This window comes from Cellulomonas sp. 73-92 (assembly GCF_001898175.1).
GTDB lineage: Bacteria > Actinomycetota > Actinomycetes > Actinomycetales > Cellulomonadaceae > Cellulomonas.
Genome location: NZ_MKTH01000004.1, coordinates 257,534 through 279,690 on the forward strand (window position 1 = coordinate 257,534; position 22,157 = coordinate 279,690).

At 73.7% G+C, this 22,157-nt stretch carries 19 protein-coding genes; 10 read left to right on the plus strand and 9 right to left on the minus strand.

Going from position 1 to position 22,157, the window contains the following annotated elements; all coding sequences use genetic code 11:
• Positions 1–155 precede the first annotated feature (155 nt).
• Positions 156–2,954, minus strand: a complete 2,799-nt coding sequence (adhE, locus tag BGO37_RS02305; RefSeq protein ID WP_291751835.1) for a bifunctional acetaldehyde-CoA/alcohol dehydrogenase — start codon at positions 2,952–2,954, stop codon at positions 156–158.
• A gap of 155 nt (positions 2,955–3,109) precedes the next feature.
• On the opposite strand from adhE, the gene BGO37_RS02310 reads away from it, so the two are divergent.
• Positions 3,110–3,754 (plus strand): HAD hydrolase-like protein, encoded by a 645-nt coding sequence (locus BGO37_RS02310; protein WP_291751838.1) that lies wholly within the window; start codon positions 3,110–3,112, stop codon positions 3,752–3,754.
• A 147-nt stretch (positions 3,755–3,901) separates the two neighbouring features.
• On the opposite strand, the gene BGO37_RS02315 is transcribed toward BGO37_RS02310, so the two are convergent.
• Positions 3,902–4,660: an HAD-IIB family hydrolase gene (locus BGO37_RS02315; RefSeq protein WP_291751840.1), complete on the minus strand. Its 759-nt coding sequence runs from the start codon at positions 4,658–4,660 to the stop codon at positions 3,902–3,904.
• A gap of 89 nt (positions 4,661–4,749) precedes the next feature.
• Between BGO37_RS02315 and BGO37_RS02320 the strand changes: the two genes are divergently transcribed.
• From BGO37_RS02320 to BGO37_RS02355, 8 genes are all read left to right on the plus strand, one after another.
• The gene (locus tag BGO37_RS02320; RefSeq protein WP_291751843.1) at positions 4,750–6,123 is read left to right on the plus strand and encodes a Mur ligase family protein; all 1,374 of its coding nucleotides are present in this window, start codon (positions 4,750–4,752) and stop codon (positions 6,121–6,123) included.
• The gene (locus BGO37_RS02325) at positions 6,120–6,845 is read left to right on the plus strand and encodes a glutamine amidotransferase (protein ID WP_291751846.1); all 726 of its coding nucleotides are present in this window, start codon (positions 6,120–6,122) and stop codon (positions 6,843–6,845) included. Before BGO37_RS02320 ends, BGO37_RS02325 begins: the two co-directional genes overlap by 4 nt.
• Before the next feature lie 186 nt (positions 6,846–7,031).
• Complete coding sequence (locus BGO37_RS02330) at positions 7,032–9,512, plus strand: putative Ig domain-containing protein (protein ID WP_291751849.1); 2,481 nt, start codon at positions 7,032–7,034, stop codon at positions 9,510–9,512.
• Positions 9,513–9,676: 164 nt separating this feature from the next.
• The gene (locus tag BGO37_RS02335) at positions 9,677–9,859 is read left to right on the plus strand and encodes a CsbD family protein (protein ID WP_291751852.1); all 183 of its coding nucleotides are present in this window, start codon (positions 9,677–9,679) and stop codon (positions 9,857–9,859) included.
• A gap of 159 nt (positions 9,860–10,018) precedes the next feature.
• Positions 10,019–10,771 (plus strand): ATP-binding cassette domain-containing protein, encoded by a 753-nt coding sequence (locus tag BGO37_RS02340; protein WP_291751853.1) that lies wholly within the window; start codon positions 10,019–10,021, stop codon positions 10,769–10,771.
• 26 nt (positions 10,772–10,797) lie between these two features.
• Entirely contained in the window at positions 10,798–13,053 is a 2,256-nt protein-coding gene (locus BGO37_RS02345; RefSeq protein ID WP_291751855.1) for a YhgE/Pip domain-containing protein, read from the plus strand.
• A gap of 13 nt (positions 13,054–13,066) precedes the next feature.
• The gene (locus BGO37_RS02350) at positions 13,067–13,600 is read left to right on the plus strand and encodes a TetR/AcrR family transcriptional regulator (protein WP_291751857.1); all 534 of its coding nucleotides are present in this window, start codon (positions 13,067–13,069) and stop codon (positions 13,598–13,600) included.
• Between the two features lie 7 nt (positions 13,601–13,607).
• Positions 13,608–13,733, plus strand: a complete 126-nt coding sequence (locus tag BGO37_RS02355) for a CsbD family protein (protein WP_291751999.1) — start codon at positions 13,608–13,610, stop codon at positions 13,731–13,733.
• Between the two features lie 60 nt (positions 13,734–13,793).
• Here the strand turns inward: BGO37_RS02355 and BGO37_RS02360 are convergent, their stop codons facing one another.
• The 7 genes from BGO37_RS02360 to gtfA form a co-directional block, all read right to left on the minus strand.
• Entirely contained in the window at positions 13,794–15,152 is a 1,359-nt protein-coding gene (locus BGO37_RS02360) for a HAMP domain-containing sensor histidine kinase (RefSeq protein ID WP_291751858.1), read from the minus strand.
• Complete coding sequence (locus BGO37_RS02365; RefSeq protein ID WP_291751860.1) at positions 15,149–15,820, minus strand: response regulator transcription factor; 672 nt, start codon at positions 15,818–15,820, stop codon at positions 15,149–15,151. The genes BGO37_RS02360 and BGO37_RS02365 overlap by 4 nt, the downstream gene beginning before the upstream one ends.
• Before the next feature lie 24 nt (positions 15,821–15,844).
• Entirely contained in the window at positions 15,845–16,282 is a 438-nt protein-coding gene (locus BGO37_RS02370) for a hypothetical protein (protein ID WP_291751862.1), read from the minus strand.
• A 104-nt stretch (positions 16,283–16,386) separates the two neighbouring features.
• Positions 16,387–17,526 carry an anthranilate synthase component I family protein gene (locus BGO37_RS02375; RefSeq protein WP_291751864.1) on the minus strand — a complete coding sequence of 380 codons (1,140 nt, stop codon included), beginning with the start codon at positions 17,524–17,526 and terminating at the stop codon, positions 16,387–16,389.
• Positions 17,516–17,698: a hypothetical protein gene (locus BGO37_RS02380; protein ID WP_291751866.1), complete on the minus strand. Its 183-nt coding sequence runs from the start codon at positions 17,696–17,698 to the stop codon at positions 17,516–17,518. The genes BGO37_RS02375 and BGO37_RS02380 overlap by 11 nt, the downstream gene beginning before the upstream one ends.
• Positions 17,699–17,725: 27 nt before the next feature.
• Positions 17,726–18,646: an NADP-dependent oxidoreductase gene (locus tag BGO37_RS02385; RefSeq protein WP_291751869.1), complete on the minus strand. Its 921-nt coding sequence runs from the start codon at positions 18,644–18,646 to the stop codon at positions 17,726–17,728.
• 66 nt (positions 18,647–18,712) lie between these two features.
• Positions 18,713–20,182 carry a sucrose phosphorylase gene (gene gtfA, locus BGO37_RS02390; RefSeq protein ID WP_291751872.1) on the minus strand — a complete coding sequence of 490 codons (1,470 nt, stop codon included), beginning with the start codon at positions 20,180–20,182 and terminating at the stop codon, positions 18,713–18,715.
• Positions 20,183–20,365: 183 nt separating this feature from the next.
• Here gtfA and BGO37_RS02395 point away from each other — a divergent pair, with 183 nt between their 5' ends.
• Positions 20,366–22,051, plus strand: coding sequence for a long-chain-fatty-acid--CoA ligase (locus BGO37_RS02395; RefSeq protein WP_291751875.1), 1,686 nt, complete (start codon positions 20,366–20,368; stop codon positions 22,049–22,051).
• Positions 22,052–22,157 lie beyond the last annotated feature (106 nt).

Sequence of the window (22,157 nt, forward strand, 5' to 3'; positions counted from 1 at the left end):
CGTGCTCGAGACCGGGCGGATCGGACGTCGGAAGGGACGGTCTCGGCGACGAGCTGGGCGCTCGGCGGAGGGGGCCCCCGGACGCAGGAGGGCGGCCGGCCCCCGGGGTGGGTAGGACCCGGGGGCCGGCCGCCCTGTGACCGTCGGACCGACGGTCAGCTCTCGGTGGTGACCTTGCGGGCGCGGACCTCGTCGATCGACGTGCCGTAGTAGGCGGCCGTCATGAGGTCCTTCATGTCCTCGATCATCGGCATGCGCGGGTTGGCCGGGGCGCACTGGTCCTCGTAGGCGCCGTAGGCGACCTCGTCGAGCCGTCCGATGAACTCCTGCTCGTCGACGCCCTGCGCCTGGAACGAGGCGGGGATGCCGACCTTGGCGCGCAGCGCCTCGATCGCCAGCGCGTAGCTCTCGACACCCTCCTCCGGGGTGGCCGCCGGCAGGCCGAGCATCGCGGCGATCTGCTGGAAGCGCTCGGGGGCGACGTAGTGCTCGTACTTCGGCCAGCTCGTCAGCTTGGTCGGCACCTTGCCGTTGTAGCGGATGACGTGGGGGAGCAGCGTGGCGTTGGTCCGGCCGTGCACCAGGTGGTACGTCGAGCCGATGACGTGCGCCATCGCGTGGACGATGCCGAGGAAGGCGTTGCCGAACGCCATGCCGGCGATCGTCCCGGCGTTGTGCATCTTCTCCCGCGCGTCCCGCGTCGCCGGGTCCGCCGGGTCGCCGTTCACCGACTGGGCGAGGTTGTCGAAGATCAGGCGGATCGCCTGCAGCGCCATGCCGTCGGTGAAGTCGTTGGCGTAGACGGCGACGAACGCCTCGGTGGCGTGCGTCAGGGCGTCGAAGCCGGAGTCCGCCGCCAGCGAGCGCGGCATCTTCGACGTGAGCACCGGGTCGATGATCGCCACGCTCGGCGTCAGCGCGTAGTCGGCCAGCGGGTACTTCTTGCCGGCGTCCGGGTCGCTGATCACGGCGAACGGCGTCACCTCGGCGCCGGTGCCGCTCGTCGTCGGGATGCAGACGAGCTTGGCCAGGTCACCGAGCACCGGGAACTTGAACGCCCGCTTGCGGACGTCGAAGAACTTCTGCTTGAGGTCGCTGAAGACGATCTCCGGGTGCTCGTAGAGCAGCCACATCACCTTGGCGGCGTCCATCGGCGAGCCGCCGCCGAGCGCGATGATCGTGTCCGGCTTGAAGTGGCGCATCTGAGCGGCGCCCGCCTGCACCGTGCGGACCGAGGGCTCGGGCTCGACCTGGTCGATGATCTGCAGCGCCACGGTGTTGGAGCGGCGGTTGAGGACGTCGATCACCTTGTCGACGAAGCCCAGCGTGGTCATCGTCGCGTCGGTGACGATCGTCACGCGCTCGATGCCCGCCATGTCCGCGAGGTAGCGGATTGCGTTCGGCTCGAAGTACGTCTTGGCCGGGACCTTGAACCACTGCAAGTTGTTGTTCCTCCGGCCGACGCGCTTGACGTTGACGAGGTTGACCGCCGAGACGTTGTTGGAGACCGAGTTGTGGCCGTAGGAGCCGCAGCCCAGCGTCAGCGAGGGGATGAAGGCGTTGTAGATGTCGCCGATGCCGCCGAGCGAGCTCGGGGCGTTGGCGATGATCCGGACGGCCTTGACCCGCTTGCCGAACTCGACCGTCAGCGCGTCGTCCTGCGTGTGGATGGCGGCGGAGTGGCCCAGGCCGTCGAACTCGACCATCTGCTCGGCGAGCGCGATGCCGTGCTCGGTGCTCGTCGCGCGCAGCACCGCGAGGACCGGGCAGAGCTTCTCGCGGGTGAGCGGCTCGTGCGGGCCGACGCCGGAGACCTCGGCCAGGATGATCGACGTGTCCGCAGGGACGGTGAAGCCGGCCTGCTCGGCGATCCACACCGGGGACTTGCCGACGACGGTCGGGTTGAGCTTGGCGCCCGCGCAGTTCTCGCCGGCCTCGACGCCGAAGATGAACTTCTCGAGGAGGACCTTCTCGGCGGGCGTGGTGCGGTAGGCGTGCAGGTGGGCGAACTCCGCCATGGCGGCGTCGTAGATCTCGTCGTCCAGGATGACGGCCTGCTCCGACGCGCAGATCACGCCGTTGTCGAAGGCCTTGGACAGCACGACGTCGTTGATGGCGCGCTGCAGCTTGGCCGTCTTCTCGACGTAGGCGGGCACGTTGCCGGCGCCGACGCCGAGGGCCGGCTTGCCGCACGAGTAGGCGGCCTTGACCATGGCGTTCCCGCCGGTGGCGAGGATGGTGGCAACGCCGGGGTGGTTCATGAGCGCGTTGGTGGCGGCCAGCGACGGCACCTCGACCCACTGGATGCAGTGCTCCGGGGCGCCCGCGGCGACGGCGGCGTCGCGGACGACCCGCGCGGCCTCGGCCGACGACCTCTGCGCGTTCGGGTGGAACGCGAAGATGATCGGGTTGCGCGTCTTGAGCGCGATGAGCGACTTGAAGATCGCGGTCGACGTCGGGTTCGTCACGGGCGTGATGCCGGCGATGACGCCGACCGGCTCGGCGATCTCGGTGATGCCGTTGAGCTCGTCCACGTGGATGACGCCGACCGTCTTGAGGTTGGCCATCGAGTTGGTCACGTGCTCGCACGCGAAGATGTTCTTGACCGCCTTGTCCTCGAAGACGCCGCGGCCGGTCTCGTCGACGGCCAGGCGGGCGAGGTGCCCGTGCTTGTCGAGCGCGGCGACCGCGCCCTTCTTCACCAGGCGGTCGACGTCCTGCTGGGTGAACGTCGCGTACTCGGCCAGGGCCTTGGTGGCGTTGGCGACGAGCTCGTCGACCATCGCCGCGACGGTGGCCTCCTCGAGGGCGGCGGCGGCCGCCTTCTCGGCGGCGGTGACCTCGGCCGAGACCTCGGCGCTCGGCTCGGTGGCCGGTGTCGCGGCGGCGGGCGCCGCGGCCTTCGTCGTGCGCGCCGCAGCGCGGCTGGTGCTGCTCGATGCGGTGATGGTCACCGTGTCTCCCTGATGGCTCGGGGTGCCGACCTGCGACGTTGAAGACCAGCGGTGCGATGTCCACGAGACTATGTGAAGAATCGCACAAGGCCCTGGGCAGTTCGTCCCATCATTTGCCGCGACCTCGCGCGGGGCGCGGGCCGTAGCCTGCGGGGGTGGCGCACCTCGTCTGGGACTGGAACGGCACCCTGCTCGACGACACCGCGCTCGTCGTCGCGGCGACCAACGCGACGCTGGCCGGCCTGGGTGCTCCCGCCGTCTCGGTCGACGACCACCGCCGGGGCTTCTTCCGCCCCGTGGCCGACTACTACGCGGTGCTCCTCGGGCACCCGGTGCCGCCCGAGGACTTCGCGCTGCTCGACGAGACGTTCCACGTCGTGTACCGGGAGGGGCTCGACGGCGCCGGCCTGGCCCCGGACGCCCTCGCGGCGATCGCGGCGTGGCGCGGCACGCAGTCGCTGCTGTCGATGTTCTTCCACGACGACCTCGTCGCGCTCGTGCGACGGCACGGGCTGGAACCGCTGCTGGACCGCGTCGACGGGCTGCGCGCGCACGTCGACGGCGGGTCGAAAGCGCCGCACCTCGCGGCGCACCTGGCCGCGCTGCACGTCGATCCGGCCGATGCGGTGCTCATCGCCGACACGGTCGACGACGCCGATGCCGCCCGCGCCCTCGGCGCGCGGATCGTGCTCTACACGGGCGGTGTCACGGACGAGGACCGGCTCCGGGCGACGGGCGCGCCGCTGGCAGGCTCGCTGCTGGAGGCGGTGGCGGTCGCGGCGTCGTTGCGCGCCGCGTAGGCCGGACCCGCTCCGCCCGGTCGTCGTGCGCCTCACGCCCCCCCGGGACGCCGCTTTCCTGAGCTTTCGGTCGCGGTTCACGACGCGAAGCTCAGGAAAATGACGAATGGGGTGGGAGGGGGCGGCTCCGGCGACAGGCTCGAGGGGTCAGGACGCCGGGAAGGCTTCCGGGACCGTCGCCCTGACCTTGGCCGGGGTGTCCTCCCAGCCGGTCACCGCGACGCACGGGACGCCCGTGGCGATCACCGGGTAGTCGTTGCCGCCCTCGTCGAGCCGGTCCCCGAAGAAGACTGCCTGCTCGGGGTCGAGCGCGAGGCGGTCGAGCAGCTTGCGCACGCCGTAGGCCTTGTCGATGCCGGCGCGCGTGATGTCGACCGACGTGGAGCCACCGGAGCGCACCTCGAGGTTCGGCAGCCGCTCGGCCGCGTAGGCGCGCAGCTTCTCCTTCTTCGACCCGTCGGGGTCCCAGGCCTTCTTGGCGTCGACCGGCGCCTGCTGGCCGAGCGCGGAGAACGTCACCTGCGAGCCGCGGAGCTCGATGCGGTCGCCCCAGGTCTCCGGCTCCCACAGGCCGAGGGCGCGGGCGCCCTCCTCGAGGACCGCGGCGGCGTGCGCCTGCTCCTCGTCGGTCAGCGGCTCGTTGTAGACCTCGACCCAGCCGCGCTCGCCGTGGACCAGGTAGCGCGTGCCGCAGGTCGGCAGCACGTGGACGCGCCCCAGCGCCCTCTCGTCGTCGAAGGAGGACAGCAGCTGCGTGTCGAACTGCTCGAAGCGCCCGCCGGAGATCACCGCGACGTCGGCGACGGACGTCAGCGAGACGAGGAGGTCGACGATCGTCCGGTCCACCTTGCTCTTGGACGGGGCCAGGGTGTCGTCGAGGTCGAAGATCGCGAGCGCGTAGGTCACGAGGATCCATTGTGGCGGACCGGCGGAGGTGCCCGGCGCGGCCCTGGCGCCGCGGCCCGTCCCGCTGCTCACCGCCTAGTGTGGGCGGGGTGACGTCCCCCGGAGTGATCTCGCGGCCGAACGAGGCGCCCGCCGGGTCGTCGGCGGCGGCCACCCCGCGCCGCGCGCGCAGGGACGCCCTGCTGGGGACCTGGCTCGGCAAGGCCGTCCGGCTGGCCACGGCCTGGCGCCGCGGCGGCGGCCACGCGCTCCCGGGCCTCGTCGTCGAGCGGCTGGTCCCGGGCTACCTGGCGGCGCTCATCGGCCAGCTGCCGGAGGGCGTCGCGGTCGTCACGGGCACCAACGGCAAGACGACGACGACGAAGATGGTCGTGGAGCTGCTGGAGGCCACGGGCCGCACGGTGGTGACCAACCCGACGGGCAGCAACCTGACCAGGGGCATCGTCTCCAGCCTCGTGCGGCAGGCGGACTGGCGCGGCAGGCTGCCCGGCGACGTCGCCGTGTTCGAGGTCGACGAGGCGTACGCCAGCCGGTTCGTGCGCGTGGTGCGGCCGCAGTGGGTCCTGGCCCTCAACGTCAGCCGCGACCAGCTCGACCGGTTCGGCGAGGTCGACACCGTCGCCCGGCTGGTGGGCGACGCGATGCGCGCGGCGACGGCGGGTGTCGTCACGAACGCCGACGACCCCCGGCTGCTCGCCCTGGCCAAGGACGTGGCGCGGGCGGGGACGCCGGTCCACTACTTCGGCGTCGCCCCCGAGCTGGCGCCCCTCTTCCCGCGCGACGACGAGCTGGTGCAGGTGGGCGTCGCCCCCGTGGCCGCGCCGCCGCGGGACGTCAGCCCGTCGGTCGAGCTGGCTGAGATCGGCGACCAGGAGGGCACCTACCGGGTGGGCGGCGAGACGTACCGCACGCGGCTGCGGCTCAGCGGCCGGCACAACCTGCAGAACGCGGCCGCCGCGCTCGCGCTGGTGCGCCGGCTCGCGCCGTCGGCGGGCGACGCCGCGCTCGTCGAGGGGCTCGGCCGCATCGAGCCGGCCTTCGGCCGTGGCCAGAGCTTCGTCCTCGCCGACGGCAGCGAGCTGCGGCTGGTGCTCGTCAAGAACCCCGCCGGCTTCCGCCAGGGGCTGGCCTCGTACGTGGGCGACGAGCCCGCGATCATGATCGCCATCAACGACGCCGTCCCCGACGGGCGCGACGTGTCCTGGCTGTGGGACGTCGACGTCTCGGCGCTGGACGGCCGGACCATCGACCTGACGAGCGGCACCCGCGGTGCCGACATGGCCTTGCGGCTGGGCTACTCCGACGTCACGGTGCGCTCGGTCGAGCCCGACCTGGACCGGGCGCTGCGACGGCTCGCGGAGATCCCCGGGCGCAAGCTGGTGCTGGCCAACTACACGGCGATGCTCCACCTGCACGCCGCGCTGCGGCCGTACGCGGCCGCGCCGACGAAGGAGCCGGCATGAGGCCGCTGCACATCCTCCAGCTCTACCTCGAGGAGATGAACACGTACGGCGACCAGGGCAACCTCCTGGTGCTGTCGGTCCGCGCCCGCCGGCACGGCCTGGTGCCGGTGGTGCACCACCACGGCCCGGGCGGCGAGCTGCCCGACGAGGTCGACGTGGTGCTGGGCGGCGGCGGCCCGGACGCGGCTCAGGTGGAGGTGCAGCGCGACATCGTGCGCATCGGCGACCGGCTGCGCGCGCTCGTGGACGCCGGGGTGCCCATGCTCGCCGTCTGCGGCACGTACCAGATGTTCGGCAACGGCTACCGCACCGGCGCCGGGGTCGAGGTCGACGGCATCGGCATCTTCGACGCCGACACCGCGGCACCGGCCCACGGGGAGCGGCTCATCGGCAACGTCGCGGTCGAGACGACGTTCGCCGGCACCGTGTACGGGTTCGAGAACCACAGCGGTCGCACGGTGCTGGGTGCCGGGCAGGAGCCGTTCGGCGTCGTCGTGCGCGGCAAGGGCAACAACGGCCGCGACGGCCTGGAGGGTGCGCGCACGCGCAACGCGTTCGGCACCTACCTGCACGGGCCGGTGCTGCCGACGAACCCGGCGTTCGCCGACCACCTGCTCGCCCTCGCGCTGGCCCGCACGGGCGAGACCCTGGCAGCCGGCGACGTCGACGACGCGCTGGCCGACGAGGTGCGCCGCGGGGCGGCGCGGCGGGTGCGCCGCTGACGGAAGGCGGGCCGGCCGGGCGGGCCTTTCGCCCGTACCACCGTGGACCGGGTGAAACTGGACATCACGGGCCGCGTTTCCTGGCCCTCCTGTCACCGTCGGTGTTAGGTGTCCCTGCCGCTACTTCGGGCACGTCGGCCCTGGTCAACGCCATGGGCGCGTGCGGACGTTCAGGAGAGACTCACCATGCAGCCGGGAACGAACCGTCGTCGTGCCACCGCCCGGGCGGCGCTGACCGCCGCGCTCCTGCTGACGGGCGTCGGGCTCGCCCCCGCCGGGATGGCCGCCGCGGTCGCCCCGACCCCGATCGTCATCGACGACTTCAGCGGGAACACGGCCGGCGCCCGCACGGTCACCACGCTCCCGCTGCCGAACACCTCGACCACGTCCCCCGGCACGTTCACCGAGTCCGGCGGCCAGGCGACCATGACGATGAACGGCAACGGCAACGGGACCGGCGGGGTCCAGCTCAGCTACGCGCTGTCGCACCTCGACCTGACGTCGAACGGGAGCAACACCCAGTTCTTCCTCGCGTTCCCGCAGATCACCCGCACGGGGAACTTCACGACCGCGGCGAACATCTCGATCTCGCTGACGGGCGGCGGCATCACCGGCACCTACGGGACCGGCGTCGGCAACGTGACGAACTTCAACATCGTCCTCAACTTCTCCTGCGCGCAGAACCCGGTGTGCTTCAGCCCGCAGCCGAACTTCGCGGACGTGACGAACGTGACGGTGACCATCACGTACCCGCAGAACCACGACTCCTCCGGCTCGTCGACCACGGTGGTGCTGGACTCCATCAACACCACGCCGACCGGCGGCGCGATCCCCGACCCCGCCACCCCGACGATCACCTCGCCGGCCGACCCGACCTACGGGCCCTCCGGCACGACGCTCGCCTTCCCCGTGGAGTTCACGTCGGGCGGCCAGCCCGTCAGCGTCTGGAGCACCGCGACGGGGAACGCCCTGGGGCACGGCGACGTCACGGTCGGCGGCACGGCGCCGGGGGCCGGGACGTACACAGTGACCGGCAGCGGCTCGAGCTACACGGTGACGGTGGGTCCGCTGACCGGCGACGGGACTGTGAGCGTGTCGCTGGCCGCCGGCGTGGCCCACGACGCGTGGGCGCAGCCGACCAACGCCAGCGGTACCACCACGGTCCACTTCGTCGTGCCCGTGCCGCCCGCCTTCACGGGCGCGCCGCCGGCGGCCACCGCTGGCGTCCCCTACAGCTACTCGTTCACGGCCGGCGGCAACCCGCCGGCGACGTACAGCTCGTCCGGGTCCCTGCCCTCCGGGCTGTCCCTGGCCTCCGACGGCACGTTCGCCGGAACCCCGGCAGCCGGCAGCGGCGGCAGCTACCCGCTCGTGGTGACCGCCACCAACGTCGCCGGGACGTCGACCTACACCGCACCCTTCGAGGTCAGGGAGGCGCCGGTGCTGCCCGCCACGGGGCACGCCACCTTCGTCGTCGGCCAGCCCGGTGCCGTCACCATCGCCACCACCGCCGGCTTCCCGCTTCCCACCTTCCCCTCGGTGACGGGGCTGCCGGCGGGCCTCACCCTGACGGACAACGGCGACGGCACCGCCACGATCGCCGGGACGCCGACCGCGGCCGCCGCAGGCGTGACGCACGTCAGCGTCGACGCCGTCAACTGGGCCGTCGCGTCCGAGGCCCTGACGATCGAGGTGGACGCGGCGCCGGCCATCACGAGCGCGTCGGCCGCCACGTTCACCCTGGGGACAGCGGGCACGTTCACCGTGACCACCAGCGGGTTCCCCCTGCCGGCCCTCTCGGTCTCGGCGGGCACCCTGCCCGCCGGCCTGACCTTCGTCGACAACGGTGACGGGACGGCCACCCTCTCCGGGACTCCCACGGCCGGCGGGCAGGCGGTGCTCACCGTCCAGGCCGCCAACACCGTCGCGACCGCGAGCGCGGGGCTGACGGTCCAGGTGCAGCAGGCGCCCACGTTCACCAGCGCCCCCTCGGCGATCTTCGTCGTGGGCGCACCCGGGACGTTCACGGTCGCGGCGTCCGGTGCGCCCGCGCCCGCGCTCACCGCCGGGGGCCCGTTGCCCGCCGGCCTGACCTTCGTCGACAACGGTGACGGGACGGCGACGATCGCCGGTACGCCACAGGCCTCGGCGGCGGGTGACCACCAGGTCGTGGTGACCGCGACGAGCGGCGCGCTGCCGGGCGTCGACCAGACGCTGACCCTGAAGGTCAAGCAGGTGCCGGCCTTCACCAGCCCGGCGTCGGCGACCTTCCAGGTGGGCGTCGCCGGGGCGTTCACTGTCACGGCGGTCGGGGTCCCCACCCCGACGCTCGCCCTGACGGGGACGCTGCCGCCCGGCCTGACGTACGTCGACCACGGCGACGGCACGGCCACGATCGCCGGCACGCCGGCGGCGGGTGCGGCGGGCAGCTACACGGTCAGCATCAACGCGACCAACGACCTCACCGACCCGGTGCAGACGATCGTCGTCGTCGTCGCCCCGGCCGCGGCGGTCCCGAGCCCGACGCCCACGACCACGGGGGCGGCCCCCTCGGACGGGGTGCTGGCGATCACCGGACTGCCGGCGCTGCCGCTGCTGGCGCTCGCGGTCGTGCTCATCGTCGTGGGTGCGGCGGCCGCGGCCGCGGCGCGTCGTCGTCGGGCGTGACGGCGCCCCGCCGCTGACGAGGTGCGGGCCCGGCCGGGCTGGGTCAGGCTGGACGGAGCACGGGGGGTCCAGGCCTGCGCGCCGGACGGCGCGGGTGGCGCTGACGGGACCGCGCCGTGCGGCGGAGGAAGCCCGCCGGAACATCGCACGAGACGGGGTACCCCATGGGTGCGGACGACAAGGCGAAGAACATCGCCGAGAACGCGAAGGGCAAGGTCAAGGAGACCGCCGGGCACGTGACGGACGACGACAAGCTCGTCGCCAAGGGCAAGGCCGAGCAGGCCAAGGCGCACGTCAAGGACGCGGTCGAGGACGTGAAGGACGCCGGGGACATCTACCGGCGCTGAGCAGGGCATCACCGGCGCGGCCGGGGCGGACGTCGCCCCGGCCGCGCCGTCGCGCGTGAGCGTGTGACGGACGAGACACCGGTCGGCTCGGCGATCCCCCGGACGCAGGCGTAGGCTGGTCCTTGTACTGACCGGTCAGTCCTGAGAAGAAGGTTCGACGTGACCAGCGACACCAGCACCGCGACGCTCCACCGGGGTGGGCTCGGCGACACCTCCGGCCTCGCCATCAGCGCGCGCGGCCTCCGCCTCCGCGGTGGCCGCGGCGAGGTCTACGGGCCGGTGGACGTCGAGGTGCCCGCCGGCGAGCTGGTCGTCGTGCAGGGGCCGCAGGGCGCCGGGCGCTCGAGCCTGCTGCTGACCCTCGCCGGCCGGATGGTGCCGGACCGGGGCGGCGAGCTCGTCGTGCTCGGCGAACCGCTGCCCGCCCGGCGGCGCGCCGTCCAGGCGAGGGCCGCCGTGGCGGGCTTCGCGGGCATCGACGAGCTCGACGAGAGCATCACCGTCGGCGCCGCCCTGCGCGAGCGGCTCGCGTGGACCTCACCCTGGTGGGCACGGGTGCCGAGGATCGACCAGCGCACGTTCGCCCGGCACGTGGGCCCGGTGTTCGGCCCGCGGCCGCTGCCGCGCGTGGGCACGGTCGCCTGGGACCTGGACGAGGTCGACGCGATGCTGCTCCGGATCGCGTTGGCGACCGTCCGCGGCCCCGAGCTGCTCGTCGTCGACGACGTCGACCACGTGCACGACGACGCGCGCCGCCAGATGGTGTGGGCCGCGCTGGAACGGCTGAGGGCCGGTGGCGTCGCCGTCGTCGCCGCGGTCGCCTCGCTCGACGAGGTGCGGCGCATGGACTGGGAGCGCACGCCCCAGACCCTCAACCTCGCCACCGGGCCGCACGCGGTCCCGGCCGCCTGATCCCCTCGACCCGCGAAGGCCTCACCATGCTCTCCGTCATCTCCACCGGCTCCGAGCTGCGCCGGTTCCGCCGGGGCCGCCTGCCGCGGCTTGCCGTCGCCGCGATGATCCTCGTCCCGCTCCTGTACGGCGCCCTGTACCTGTGGGCGTTCTGGGACCCGACCGGCAACCTCGACAGGCTCCCGGTCGCGTTGGTGAACGCCGACGCCGGGGCGACGCTCGACGGCACGCCCGAGCACGCGGGCGCGGACGTCGTCGACAGGCTCACGGCGTCGAAGGACCTCGACTGGCACGTGACCGACGCGGCCACCGCCGAGCGCGGCGTTCGCGACGGCACGTACTACTTCGCCGTGACGATCCCGGCGGGCTTCTCCGCGGACCTCGTCTCCGCCGCCGGCCCGGCGCCCACCAGCGCGACGATCCACGTCACCTACAACGACGCCAACTCCTTCCTGGCGACCACCCTCGGCCGCACCGCGATGCTGCGGGTGGAGCAGGCGGTCTCGTCGGCCGCGGGGGAGCAGGCGGTCTCCCGGATGCTCGTCGGGCTCGGCTCGGCGCGCGACGGGTTCGCCACGGCCTCCGACGGCGCGCTCACCCTCGAGGCGGCGGCGGGCGACCTGGCGACCGGGGCGGACCAGGTGGCCGCCGGCGCGTCCTCGGCCGCCTCGGGCGCCACCACCGTGGCCGCCGGCGCGCGCCGGCTGCTGACCGGTGCCGACGGCGCGGCCGCCGGCTCGTCGTCGCTGGCGGCCGGGGCGACGAGCCTCGCCACGGGCAGCGCGCAGGTGTCCTCGGGCGCTTCCGCGCTCGCCTCCGGCGCGGACACCCTCGCCTCGGGCGCCGCCACGCTCGAGGCCGGCACCGCGCAGGTGGCTGCCGGGGCGTCGCAGCTCGCCGTGGGTGTCTCGGGCGCCGTCCCGGGGGCCGACGACCTCAAGGCCGGCGCCGCCGCCGTCAGCGCGGGCGTCGACCAGACCGTCAGCGGCGTCACCGCCCTGTCGACGAGGCTCGGCTCGTTGAGCTCCGTCGCCGCCTACCTCGCCTCGCAGGCGTACGACGCCCAGGGGAACGTGGTCGACCCGGCCGCCGCGCAGCAGCTGGCGACCCTGGGCTCGGCGCTGCCGAGTGCCTCGGACACCGCGGCGATGGCGCAGCAGCTGGCCACCCTGCAGGCCGGCGCCCACCAGGTCGCCACCGGCGCGGCCGACCTCGACACCGGCCTCGGCACGCTCGCCACCTCGACCCGCCAGCTGAGCGCGGGGGCGGCGAGCGCCGCGACGGGCGCCGCGGGCGTCGCGGACGGCGCCGCGTCGCTGGCGACCGGGGCCGCGCAGCTGGCCTCGGGTGCGGCCTCGGCCGCGCAGGGCGCCGCCGCGGTGGCCGGCGGCAGCAGCACGCTCGCGACCGGCGTCGCCCAGCTGGACCAGGGCGCGAGCACGCTGTCCTCCGGCGCGGACACCCTGGCCGGCGGCGCGACCAGCCTGGCCACGGGTGCCACCGCCGTCGCGCACGGCGCCGGCCAGGTGACCGACGGCACCGGGCAGCTGTCGACCGCGCTCGCGGGCGGGGCCGCCGCCATCCCGGCCGACGACGCCGCGCACCAGACCGCCCGCGCCACCGCGATCGCCACCCCGGTGACCCTCTCGGACACCGACCTGCAGCAGGCGCAGGGCTTCGGCGAGGGGTTCGCGCCGTTCTTCATCCCGCTGGCGCTCTTCGTCGGCTCGCTCATCACCTGGTTGCTGCTGCGCCCGCTGCCGTCGCGGGCGCTGGCCGCCGCCGTCCCGGGCTGGCGCACGACGATCGCGGGCTACCTGCCCGCTCTGCTGCTCGGCCTCGCCCAGGTCGCCGTCATGCTCGGCGTCATCCACTACGGCGTGGGCCTGCACCTGGCGAACGCCGCCGGCACGGTCGCGTTCACGGTGCTCGTCGTGGCGACGTTCCTCGCGCTGCAGCAGGCGCTCATCGCGGTGCTCGGGCCGGCCGCCGGCAAGGTCGCCGTCCTGGCGCTGCTCATGCTCCAGCTCGCCTCCTCGGGCGGCACCTACCCCGTGGACACCACCCCGGCGTTCTTCCGCGCGATCCACCCCTGGATGCCGATGAGCTACGCCGTCACCGGCCTGCGGATGCTCATCACCGGGGGCTCCGACGGCCGCCTGGTGGTCTCGGTCGCGGTGCTCGTCGGGACCCTCATCGCCTCGCTGGCCGTCTCGTCGTGGCGCGCCGGCCGGATGCGGACCTGGACGGTGTCACGCCTGCACCCGGCCCTGTCGATCTGACAGGGTGGGCGCCGTGACCTCGGTGCGGCAGCAGATCGTCGACGCGGCGCTCGCGCTCGTCGCGGACCGCGGCATCGCGGCGACGTCGGTGGACGACATCGCCGCGGCCGCCGGGGTCGCCAAGGGGTCGGTGTTCTACAACTTCGGCTCGAAGTCGGGCCTGTTCGCCGGGATCATCGGCGACGGCGTCGCCCGGCTGACCGAGGCGCTGCGCGCGGCCGCCGAGGGGCGCAGCGGCGCCGAGGCGATCGACGCCCTGGTCACGGAGCTGCTGACGCAGATCCGCGACCACCCGGACTTCGCCAAGCTCGTCGCGACGGAGATCTTCCGGCGGGGCCGCGACTGGCAGGAGTCGATCGGCACCATCCGCCGCGACGCGATGGGCGTGTTCGCCGCGGCCGTCGCTCAGGTCCGCCCGGACAGCGATGCCGCGCTGGCCGGGGCCGCCCTCTTCGGCGCGACGCTCGTCGCGGGGCTCGACTGGCTCGTCTTCCAGCCCGAGCGGACGCTCGACGACGTGCGGCGGGCGGTCATCGCGGCCTGGTGAGGGCCAGATCAAGGAAGCCGCCGGCCACGCGACCGATGACGAGAAGCTCGTCGCCGAGGGCAAGACCGACCAGGCGAAGGCGAGCCTCAAGGACCAGGTGGAGGACGTCAAGGACGTGTTCCACAACGACTGACCAGGCGTTTCGCACGACGACAGAGGGGGCCGTCCCCGTGGGAGCCGGCCCCTTCCGTCGTCAGTCGGCGTCGGGGGGCGCCGGGAGCGAGAGCACGAGGCGAGTGCCGCCCGCGTCCGAGGAGGCCGTCGCGGCGCCGCCGTGTGCCGCGGCCACTGCCGCCACGATGGCGAGCCCGAGCCCTGACCCGGGCTTCGGCCGGGCCTCGGGGGAGCGGTAGAAGCGCTCGAAGACGTGCGGCAGGTCGTGCGCAGGGATCCCCGGGCCCTCGTCGGTCACCGCCACCCATGCGTGGCCGTCGGCGTGCCCGCTCTCGATCGTGACCGTCCCGCCCGGCGGGCTCCAGGCGACCGCGTTGTCGACGAGGTTGGCGATCGCTCGGCTCACGGCGTCCTCGTCGGCCACCAACGGGCAGGGGACCGTGCGGACGGCGAACCGCACGGAGTCGGCGCGCGCCGCCGCCTGGGTGGCGACCCGCCGGGCGAGCAGGTCCAGGCGCGTCGGGACCAGCGTGGGCGCGACGTGCCCCTGCCGCGCCAGGTCGATGACGTCGTCGACGATGCGTCGCAGCTGGCCGGCCTGCTCGCGGGCTCTGTCGACGTAGAGCGGTGCTTTCGGGTCGGCCAGGCCGGGTTGCTCGTCGAGCAGGTCGAGGTTGGTCAAGACGCTGGTCAGCGGTGTGCGGAGCTCATGGGAGGCGTCCGCGACCAGCTGCTTCTGCGCCAGCGTCGAGGCCTCCAGGGCCGCGAGCATCTCGTTCATGGCGCGGGACATCTCCGCGACCTCGTCGGACCCCGAAACCGCGAGCCGCTCGTCGAGCCGGCCGGTGCGCCGGACCCGGTCGAAGGCCGCGGTGACGCGCGCAACGGGTGCCAGCGTGCGGCCTGCCAGCGCCCGCCCGAGGAGACCCGTGCCGACGCCGAGGAGCACGGCCAGTGCGGCGCACGCCGACACCAGCCGCCGCCGGTCGGCCGTGATCGTCGCGTAGGGGTACGCGGCGCGCACCAGGCCGTGGTCGGTCCCGGTCATCTTCGTGGTGAAGGCCCGGAAGGAGCGGCCGTCGATGGTGACGTCCGAGAAGTAGGGATCCTTGCGGGCCTCGGCCACGGCGACGTCCGCGTCGGTCATCGTGCCTACCGTGGTGCCGGCGCCCGCCGTGACGCCGTCGGGGAACAGCTGCAGCTCGGCGTCGCGCAGCGACACCGGTGCGGAGAACACCGGTTGACCTGCCTGGTCTGCGACCTTGGACTTGATCGCCTGGGCGATCGCGCCCGACTGCGCTGCCGCGCGCACCAGCGTCCCATCCACGGTCGCCGCCTGCTGGGAGACGAACAGCGCGCACACGCCCACCCCGATGGCCGCCGCGATGACACTGGCCGCCACCCCCGCCAGGACGCCGACGCGCCCGCGGAGGGTCATGGTTCCTCGCGCAGCACGTAGCCCAGGCCGCGCACGGTCTGGATCAGCCGGGGCGCACCGCCGTCCTCGAGCTTGGCGCGCAGCGAACTGATGTGGACCCACAGGGACGTCGCCGAGGCGTCGAACTCGTAGCCCCACACGGTGGACGTGATCACCTCGCGGGTCAGCACCCGGTGGGGCCGGCGCAGGAACATCTCGAGGAGCAGGAACTCGGTGCGGGTGAGCGTCAGGCGCTCGTCGCCCCGCCACGCCACGGCAGCACCGGGGTCCAGCCGGACGTCGGCGAAGCGCAGCATCTCGGCACCCGAACCCGTGCGGCGCAGCAGCGCGCGGACCCGCGCCCGCAGCTCGGGCAGGGCGAACGGCTTGGTGAGGTAGTCGTCCGCTCCGGCGTCGAGGCCTGCCACGCGGTCGTCGATGAGGTCGCGGGCCGTGAGCATGAGGATCGGGGTCTCGTCGTGCCCGGCTCGCACCCGCCGGCACACCTGCAGCCCGTCGAGCCCGGGCATGAGCACGTCGAGGATCAGCAGGTCCGCGCCCCGCGCCGCGAGGGCGTCCAGCGCCGACAGGCCGTCGCTGACCACGTCGATGTCGTACCCGTCCCGGCCCAGGGCGCGCGACAGCGAGTCGGCGACCGCCGCGTCGTCCTCGGCCAGCAGGATCCGCATGGCGCGATTGTGGTCCTTCTCGGTTCAGCCAAGCCCACGCTTGAGGTCGTCGATCGCCTGCGCCAGCCGTTCCGGCGTGACGCCGAGGCCGGTCGCGACCGCGCGGAAGCCGTCGCCGTGCGGGTCGAGGCCTCCCTTGGCGCCGGACAGCGGGATGAGCTGGGTCAGGGCCGCCTCGGCGGCGTCGTGCGAGACACCAAGGCTGCTCGCCACCAGGCCGGCCGCTCGCTCGTCGGCCAGGATCCCGCCGGACGGCCGCGCGGACTCTGCCGGTCGCGGCTTCTGAAGGTCCGCCATCTTCTGGGCGCGGAGCGCTTGGTCGTCGACCGACACGGACGACGAGGCCGTGGGGCTGGGCCCCTTGTCGCCGTTCCCGCCTGCCACCCAGGCGGCTCCCGCCGATGCGACCGCCACCGCCGCCACGCCCGCGGCGGCCGCCACTCGTCGAACGAGCTTCGTCATGACCATGACACGCCTCCTCAGCACCGCGCGTGGCCATCGCCGCGCGCGGCACCCAGTCGACCGCAGCGGCCTTTCGCCGGCCGCAGGCCGACCTGAAGAGTTCCTCAAGATGTGCGGGACGCCAGGATCTGCGCCTTGACGAGCAGCTCGTCGTACTCCGCGTCCGCGATGGAGTCCCAGGTGATGCCGCCGCCGGCCCCGTAGAGGCCGGTGCCGCTGTCGCGGTCGATCAGCAGCGTGCGGATAGGGACGTTGAATCGCGTCACCTCGCCGCGCGGCCCGACGAGGCCGACCGCGCCGCAGTAGACGCCCCGAGGTTCCGCCTCGAGCTCCCGGATGATCTGCATCGTCCGGTGCTTGGGTGCGCCGGTGACCGAGCCGTTCGGGAACACCGCGCGGAAGACGTCGACCAGGCCGATCCCTTCGCGGGTGCCGGCCACCACCTCGGAGACGAGCTGGTGGACGGTCGGGTACGTCTCGACGGCGCAGAGGCTGGTCACCCTCGGCGCGTGCGCGGCGATGCGCGCCAGGTCGTTGCGGACCAGGTCGACGATCATGACGTTCTCGGCGCGCTCCTTCGGGGAGTTCCGCAGCTCGTCGGCCGCCCGCCGGTCCTCGGCGGGGGTGGCGCCGCGGGGCGCGGTGCCCTTCATCGGGCGCATCGTCACCTCGCCGGCGCCCCAGGTGAAGAACAGCTCGGGGCTGGCGCCCGCGACCGCGAACCGCCCCGTGTCGAGGTACGCGTGGTGCGCGCCGCCCTGGGCGGCGGCCAGGTCCGCGTACAGCGCGGCGGCGTCCCCGGCCACCGGCCCGGTGAGCGTCGTCGTCAGGTTGACCTGGTACGTGTCGCCCGCCGCGATGCGGGCGCGGACGGCCTCGACCGCCGCCGCGTGGCGCTCGCGGCTCCACCCGCAGGTCCAAGGCCCCGCCGAGTACCCCGCGCCGTCGGACGGGGTGATCGGCGGCACGACGAGGCGCTCGTCGGCCACCCCGAACCAGGCCAGCGGCAGCCCGGCCGTCCCGGCGTGCGTCGCGAGCGCGGGGTCGAGGGCCGGTGCCGCCTCGTAGGCGACGAAGCCGAAGGCCCAGCGTCCCTCGTCGGCCGCCGCCTGCGCCGCGCGCAGCACGGGCTCGACCTCGTCGAGGGTGTCGGCCCGCAGGATCCCGTGGTCCGCCCGCAGCAGGGACGACGAGCCGGCCCGCAGGTCGTCGAACCGCGCCCAGGGGACCGGCTCAGAGGTCACACTGGCAGACGGTGTTGAGCTCGACGACCTCGTCGCCCTCCTCCGGGCGGGCCCACGCCTGCGCCTCCGCGCGGTTCGCGAACCGGCGCGGTGCCAGGCGGCCGTTGGCCAGCACGACGCCGACGTCGGTCAGCTCGCGCGGGTCGCTCCACGGCAGGGTCTCGATGGTCATGGCTGTCTTCTCCGATCCGGCCGGCGCTCAGGCCAGCGTGACGACGAGCTTGCCGTGCACGTGGCCGGCGCGCTGGCGCTCGACGGCCTCGCGCACCCGCTCCAGCGGGTAGGTGGCGGCGATCGGCACGGTCAGCCGGCCCGCGGCGACGAGCTCGGCCACCCGCTCGAGCGCACCCGGCGACGCCTCCACGCCTCCCGTGCGCCGCACCCCGGCCGGCGGGTCCGCGGCGGCGATCGTCGCCACCCGGTCGGCCGGCACGCCGAGCTCGATCGCGGCCTGCGCGGTCTCGACGCCGACGAGATCGGCCGCGGCCGTGACGCCACCCGGCGCCAGGGCCTTGACGCGCTCGACGAGCCCGTCGCCGTACGTCACCGGCTCGGCACCGAGCTCCCGCAGGAAGTCGGCGCTCGACGCGCTACCGGTGCCGATGACACGTGCACCGGCCAGCACCGCGAGCTGCACGACGAAGACGCCGACGCCGCCGCCCGCGCCTCCGACGAGGACCGTGTCACCGGCCCGCACGCCGATGGCCGCCAGCACCGCGTCGGCGGTCGTCACCGCGACGGCCAGCGCGGACGCCACGACGTCGTCGAGGCCGTCGGGGGTGTGGGCCACCCTGTCGGCTCCCGGGGTGAGCACCGCGAGCTCGGCGACCGCCCGGCCGGGCGCGCCGCCGTAGACGCGGTCGCCGACCGCGAAGCCCGTCACCCCGTCGCCCACCTCGTCGACGGTGCCGGCCAGGTCGTAGCCGAAGCCCGTCGGCAGGGTCAGCCCGCGCGCCGCCGCGGCGGACGCGGCGCCGATGCGCTTCCAGTCGCTCGGGTTCAGCCCGGCCGCACTCACGCGGACCCGGACCTGGCCCGGCCCCGCGTGCGGTTCTGCCACCTCCCGGACCTCGAGGACCTCCGGACCACCGAACTGCTCGACCACGACCGCTCTGCTCATGCCTGCGACAACGCGGCCGGGCACCGAGCATTCCGGGCGGTCAGCACGTGGGACGCCCGCGCCCGGTCAGAGGGCCGCCGAGGCCAGGACAGGGCGCGGCGCGCCGTCGACGGTCGCGGTGACGGTGAACGCGGCGTCCGCGACGTCGAACGCGATCGTGGCCTCGTCGTCACCGTGACGCCAGCGCAGCTCGCCCGCGCTGCCGCGCAGCTCGCTGGAGAACGTGCCGGCGAAGGCCGGATGCTCCCGCCGGAGCCGCAGCGCAGCGAGCGTTGCCGCGACGACCGGCCGTGCCAGCGCGGCCTGCGCCTGGTCCGCCGTGTAGCGGTGCCGGTTGACGTCGCGGCCGACGCCGGTCGCCGCCAGCCGCTCGACGTCGTTGTCCCCGGCGAGCAGCCCCACGTAGTACACCTGCGGGATGCCGGGCACGAAGAGCTGGATCAGGCGGGCGAGCAGGTGGCGCCGGTCGTCCCGGCCGAGGGCGTCGTAGAGCGTGCAGTTCACCTGGTAGAGGTCGAGGTTGGAGGCAGCGGCGCCGGTGGCGGCGCGGCTGGTGCCGCCGCTGTTGGCGTGGATCCGCTCGACGAGCGCGTCGATCTGGTCGGGGCCGAGCAGCCCCGGCTCGCCCGGACGCAGGTCGCTGACGCCGACGTCGACGATGCCGATGCCGTCGTGGGTGTCCAGCACGGTGACGGTGTTCCGCGGCCGGATCGCCAGCCAGTGCGCGAGCGGCTCGAGGTCGGCCGCGGTGAGTGCGTGCAGCACCAGCGGTGGCAGGGCGAAGTCGTAGACGTAGTCGACGGTCTGCGCGATCTCGATCTGCTGGCGGTAGTGCCCGTGCACCTCGACGAGCACGTGCGCGCCTCGCTCGTGCGCGTAGCGCACGATCCGCTCGGTGAGCGCGCGCGTGGTGCCCGTCATGAAGCAGTTGGTGCCCGCCTCCTTGCCGGCGTAGCCCAGCGCGTCGAGGCGCAGCATGCGGATCCCGGCGTCCGTGAGGGTGTCGATCACCGTGGTGAGGTAGTCCCACGTCTGCGGGCTGCGCACGTCGAGGTCCACCTGCGCCGGCGTGAAGGTGGTCCACACCAGGCGGCGGCGACCGCCGAGCGTCATCGCCGTGAACGGCAGCCCGGGGCGGGGCCGGTAGATCCGCGTCAGGTCGTCCTCCGTGGCGCCCTCGGGGAACACCGACGACAAGGTGAGGAACATCCCGGACCACGGCGACCGGTCGCCGTTCGCCACGACGTCGGCGAACTGGCGCGACCCCGACGACATGTGGTTGACGATGACGTCCGCCATGACCAGGCGGCCCTGCGCCAGCCGGCGCATGTCATCCCACGTGCCCAGCCGGGGGTCGATGGCCGTGTGGTCCTGCGGGTCGAAACCGGCGTCCGCGCCGTCGTAGGGCAGGTAGAACGGGAGCACATGGACGCCGTCGAAGGCGCCCGCCAGCGGCCCCTCCAGGAGGGCCCGCACCCCGGCGACATCACCGCCCCACCGGTCCGCGTAGGTGATGAGCTGTGGTCCGGTCGGCATCGGATCAACCACGGGAACCCTCCTCGGTCCCTACCCCGCACGCTGCTGTCGTGAGGCCCGGGCCCATGATCCCGCCTCGAGGTCGCAGCAGGCGAGCGAGCCGGCGTCGGCGAGTTCGTGCGGTGTCGTCGGCTGGGTCCGACGGCCCCACCGGTGACTGACCGTGGGGACGAGGATTCACCCATGACGAGCACCGACCGGCCGTGGGTCGCCAACTACCAGCCGGGTGTCCCGGCGGAGATCGAGCTCCCCACCGAGTCGCTGGTCGCGATGTTCGAGCGATCCGTGGCCGAGGCCGGTTCCTGCCCGGCGACGGAGTTCTTCGGCCGTCGCACGACCTACGCCGAGCTGGGCGAGCAGGTCGACCGGGTGGCGGAAGGCCTGCACCGGCTGGGAGTCCGGGCCGGCGACCGGGTGGCGCTGATCCTCCCGAACTGTCCCCAGCACGTCGTCGCCTTCTACGCGGTGCTGCGCCTGGGCGCCGTCGTCGTCGAGCACAACCCGCTGTACACGTCCCGCGAGCTGCGTCACCAGTTCGAGAGCCATCAGGCCCGCGTCGTGATCGCCTGGGACGTGGCGGTCCCCGCCGTCCGCGCCTTCCCGGCCGACATCGAGATCGACCACGTCGTAGCGGTGAACCTGCTCCACGCGTTCCCGGCCGCCAAGCGGCTCGCCCTGCGGCTGCCGGTGCCGAGCCTGCGCCGGTCCCGCGCCGCACTGACCAGCCGGGCGCCGGGAACGATCCCGTGGGAGGCGTTGGCCGGTCACGGTCGCCTAGACCCGGCCCATCCGCGTCCGAGTGTCGACGACCTGGCCGTGATCCAGTACACCTCGGGCACGACCGGGCGCCCCAAGGGGGCGATGCTCACCCACCTCAACCTGCATGCCAACGCCCTGCAGGGCGAGGCATGGATGTACGGCGCGCAGTACCGCAAGGAGGTCTTCTACGCGATCCTGCCGATGTTCCACTCCTTCGGCATGACGCTGTACCTGACGTACGGCGTGCGCAAGCAGGCTCTGCTGGTCCTCTTCCCCAAGTTCGACCCGGACCTGATCCTCACGGCGATGCGGAGGTCGCCCGCGACCGTCTACTGCGCGGTCCCTCCGATCTACGAACGCACGGCGATGGCGGCGAAGGCACGCGGGGTCTCGCTGCGCTCGTGCCGGTTCTGCATCTCCGGCGCGATGAACCTCCCCGAACAGACCGTGGAGCTGTGGGAGTCGATGTCCGGCGGGCTCCTCGTCGAGGGCTACGGCCTGACCGAGTCGTCCCCGGTCGCGCTGGGCAACCCGTTCCACCCGACCCGGCGCGCCGGCACCATCGGCGTGCCGTTCCCCTCGACCCTGATGAAGGTCGTCGACCTGCAGGACCCGGGCATCGAGGTGCCCCAGGGGCAGCCGGGTGAGCTGCTGCTGAAGGGGCCGCAGGTGTTCCAGGGCTACTGGAACGAGCCCGAGGAGACCGCGCAGTCCCTGCTGCCGGACGGCTGGCTGCGCACCGGCGACGTCGTGACGGTGGACGGGGACGGCTTCACCACGATCGTGGACCGCGCCAAGGAGCTCGTCATCACGGGTGGCTTCAACGTCTCGCCCTCGGAGGTCGAGGCGGTCCTGCGCCTGCACCCGACCGTCGTCGACGCCGCCGTGTTCGGCAAGCCGCTCGAGCGGGGCGGGGAGATGGTCGTGGCCGCGGTCGAGCTCGAGCCGGGCGCCGAGCTCGACGAGGCGGCGCTGCGAGCCCACTGCCGTGAGCACCTCGCCGCCTACAAGGTGCCCCGGAGGGTGGTCCGGATCCAGGAGACGCCTCGTTCGGCGCTCGGCAAGGTCCTGCGCAAGCAGGTGCGCGAGCAGGTCCTGCCGCGCCTGTGACGGCGCCGCGGGGCGCCGCGACCTCATCGTCGAGGTTGTGAATTGCATCGTGAGGGGTGCGCCCGACTGGACTCGAAACAGCGGCTCTCGCGGAATACCGAGGAAC

What these genes read in the sequence shown, in the direction of transcription:
- BGO37_RS02325 (WP_291751846.1), top strand. Translation starts at nt 6,120, where the DNA reads ATGAGGCCGCTGCACATCCTCCAGCTCTACCTCGAGGAGATGAACACG.
- BGO37_RS02330 (WP_291751849.1), top strand. Translation starts at nt 7,032, where the DNA reads ATGCAGCCGGGAACGAACCGTCGTCGTGCCACCGCCCGGGCGGCGCTG.
- BGO37_RS02335 (WP_291751852.1), top strand. Translation starts at nt 9,677, where the DNA reads ATGGGTGCGGACGACAAGGCGAAGAACATCGCCGAGAACGCGAAGGGC.
- BGO37_RS02345 (WP_291751855.1), top strand. Translation starts at nt 10,798, where the DNA reads ATGCTCTCCGTCATCTCCACCGGCTCCGAGCTGCGCCGGTTCCGCCGG.
- BGO37_RS02360 (WP_291751858.1), bottom strand. Translation starts at nt 15,152, where the DNA reads ATGACCCTCCGCGGGCGCGTCGGCGTCCTGGCGGGGGTGGCGGCCAGT.
- BGO37_RS02365 (WP_291751860.1), bottom strand. Translation starts at nt 15,820, where the DNA reads ATGCGGATCCTGCTGGCCGAGGACGACGCGGCGGTCGCCGACTCGCTG.
- BGO37_RS02370 (WP_291751862.1), bottom strand. Translation starts at nt 16,282, where the DNA reads ATGACGAAGCTCGTTCGACGAGTGGCGGCCGCCGCGGGCGTGGCGGCG.
- BGO37_RS02380 (WP_291751866.1), bottom strand. Translation starts at nt 17,698, where the DNA reads ATGACCATCGAGACCCTGCCGTGGAGCGACCCGCGCGAGCTGACCGAC.
- BGO37_RS02385 (WP_291751869.1), bottom strand. Translation starts at nt 18,646, where the DNA reads ATGAGCAGAGCGGTCGTGGTCGAGCAGTTCGGTGGTCCGGAGGTCCTC.
- gtfA (WP_291751872.1), bottom strand. Translation starts at nt 20,182, where the DNA reads ATGCCGACCGGACCACAGCTCATCACCTACGCGGACCGGTGGGGCGGT.
- BGO37_RS02395 (WP_291751875.1), top strand. Translation starts at nt 20,366, where the DNA reads ATGACGAGCACCGACCGGCCGTGGGTCGCCAACTACCAGCCGGGTGTC.